Source organism: Limosilactobacillus walteri (assembly GCF_014830205.1).
Lineage (GTDB): Bacteria > Bacillota > Bacilli > Lactobacillales > Lactobacillaceae > Limosilactobacillus > Limosilactobacillus walteri.
Genome location: NZ_QORN01000069.1, coordinates 1 through 2,562, shown reverse-complemented (window position 1 = coordinate 2,562; position 2,562 = coordinate 1). Strand labels below are relative to the sequence as shown.

Below are 2,562 nucleotides of genomic sequence, written 5' to 3'. Positions count from 1 at the left end.
TTAATGATGTTTGATCGACACGCAAATTTAAAATATAAATATGGGAACCGACACTTTTGGGCCGAAGGCTACTGCGGTGGCAAAGTATTCCGGTCATTTTGGATTGAGCGAAGTGAAGGGCAGCGCCTAGAGAGGTCGCCTTTTCTAATCGGCTTTATAGCCTCAGCCCAGATAATTTTATAAAAGTGAACAATTCACAATCTAAATTTGATATAATCTTACAGTCAAGGTCAACCAACGCATACACGCTGATTGACTTTTTATTTTTGTATTATGAAGGGGTTATATTGTTATGATTTGGGTCCACTACTTTTATGAAGGACAAGCATTAATAATTTGGGGAGCATTATTATTAGTTAGTATCTGTGTTACAAAATTTTTATTAAAGGTTGTAACTAAAATTGTATCTTTAAGGCCTTATACTAATGAATTAATTATAGGGCTTTTTGGAATTTTACTACTTATGAGGGGCTATCTGTTTAGTGCCGGATTAGCTTCTTTGGTTGGACTTTTATCTATTGTAGTTGGAATTATCTTAGCTTTACTAAGAAAAAAACATTATAGGCTTTTGAAGTGGGAAAACTGGATAATTGGAGTTGTCTTTCTATTAGCAGGACTTTGCTTTAGAGCAGTTGACTTACTTCTTGTTGGCATTTTATATATAGGGTTTATCTTTTTTGGAAAGTTCCTAAAGAAAAAAGCTGTGAATAATTTTATTGTACTAAGCGGGATATTAATATTTGTAGGAATCGGACTATGGTCTGTATCTTATATTCAACTAAGGTCTCCTTTCCTCGAAATCAATAGAAATATTGTTACTCTTGACGAAAAAGAGGCAAAGCTTAAAATAAGTGCTAATCCCGATAGCAAAGTTGAAGTATGGAAGCATCATAAAAAGCTTAGCAGAGAATACACTACTGACAAATATGGTATGACAAAAGTGAGGTTCTATAGTCCGGGAGATTATGAATTAAAAACAAGTAAAAACGATCATATAGCTAAAAAGAAAGTCTACGTTAAAGCTTCTAAAAAATATTTAAGGCATAAAGCTCATGAAGAATTGCTGAAGAATAATAAAAATGGAGTTAAAGAAAAATTACTAATCACATCGAAAGATTTGACTTGGAATAAGGAGCAAAATGACAGGGAATATTCTGTAAATATTGAGGGAATAACTGATCCTAATATTCCCGTAACGATTAGTGAAGAATATGATGAAAAAAAGATTCATTCTGATGAGAAAGGCAGTTTTAAGATTAAGTGGGAAAGCTATAGCAACGATGCATGCGAAATCACTATTCATGTAATTAATAATAAGAAGACTAAGGAAAACAGTAAAAAAGTTAAAATAAAAGTAAATGAAGAATTAAAGAAGCAAGAGGAACAAGAAAAACAAAAGCAGAAAGAGGAGAAAAGTAACAGCACAAGCAATGATAGACCAGCAGATCTTTTAATTAATGAGCATAATGATGATAATAAGTATAAAAATAGTTCTGCATTAAAAGTAGCTGTTGAAGATTATATAATGGACCACCATCCAGGGGCCGAAGTTGACCCATTTAATTATGAAATTAAAAAAGTCTCTGACGGGATGTACGAAATATACGGATCATATGATAACGAAAATGGTATTAAACAGCATTATGTTGCCCTTGCGATGGATGATGGTACTAGTAAGGTAGAGATTTTGCAATTAGCAAACCAAAATTAGTAAGTTATAATTTATTAGTCTTGTCGAAAAAATTAGGATCTTTGTCAAGAAGTACTGATGAGAAAAGAATAATTTTACAAAGTAGCTCGTGTCTCTTCGCCTGGGACATGAGCTATTTATGTCAATGTAATTACTTTTTTAATTACAAATGGTATAATAAAAGAAAGTTGATGATAGGATGTGAGTATATGGATACTACAAAAGCTAGAATTCAAGGAAATGCAGTGGTAGTAACGATCCCCAAGTCACTAGGTGTTGAGCCCGGTACAGAATATCGGTTTAGTAAAGAATCTGATGGTTCATTGAAATTAACGCCAACTAAAAAAGTACCCGAAACCATGGCTGAACTTTTTAAGGGATGGCATGGTAAATATGAAACACCAACTGATTTGCAAGATTGGGATAGCCATAATCCAGCAGGTGAAGAGTTGTGGTAAAGACGAATGAAGCTACTAAACTAAAACGAGGAAGTATCATTTATATTAACTTTGATCCTTCGGCAGGAGCAGAAATTCAAAAGCGTCGCCCAGCTGTAGTAGTTAGTAATGATATTCTTTCGGAAACTTCACCTTTTGCATGGGTAGTTCCTATTTCGCATGGCACTTTTAATGGTGAAGACTATCCTTTACACGTCCAATTAGATAATCGCACACAGACAAATGGAACGGTTTATGTTGAACAATTAAAATCATTTGATTTTCATCAACGCAAATGGCAATTTGTAGAAACAATGCCGGCTGATTTGTTTGAAGAAATCCAGAAAAAGGTTCAATTAGTGATTAAATAAGGTTGTAATGCTTGTTATAGAAAAGGCATCCCGTATTCTTTAGTGGCTATAATGCCCTCTGAGT

At 33.7% G+C, this 2,562-nt stretch carries 3 protein-coding genes and 1 pseudogene; all 4 read left to right on the top strand.

The features are described 5' to 3' along the window. A pseudogene (locus DTK66_RS10880) lies at positions 1–72 on the top strand (IS200/IS605 family transposase); the annotation flags it as partial. Positions 73–292: 220 nt separating this feature from the next. Beyond that, positions 293–1,711 carry an MnhB domain-containing protein gene (locus DTK66_RS10875; RefSeq protein WP_191668689.1) on the top strand — a complete coding sequence of 473 codons (1,419 nt, stop codon included), beginning with the start codon at positions 293–295 and terminating at the stop codon, positions 1,709–1,711. 188 nt (positions 1,712–1,899) lie between these two features. After that, positions 1,900–2,148 (top strand): type II toxin-antitoxin system PemI/MazE family antitoxin, encoded by a 249-nt coding sequence (gene mazE, locus DTK66_RS10870; RefSeq protein ID WP_191668688.1) that lies wholly within the window; start codon positions 1,900–1,902, stop codon positions 2,146–2,148. Further along, a complete protein-coding gene (locus tag DTK66_RS10865) occupies positions 2,142–2,498 on the top strand; it encodes a type II toxin-antitoxin system PemK/MazF family toxin (protein WP_102816883.1) in 357 nt (118 codons plus the stop codon). Before mazE ends, DTK66_RS10865 begins: the two co-directional genes overlap by 7 nt. Positions 2,499–2,562: the final 64 nt, after the last annotated feature.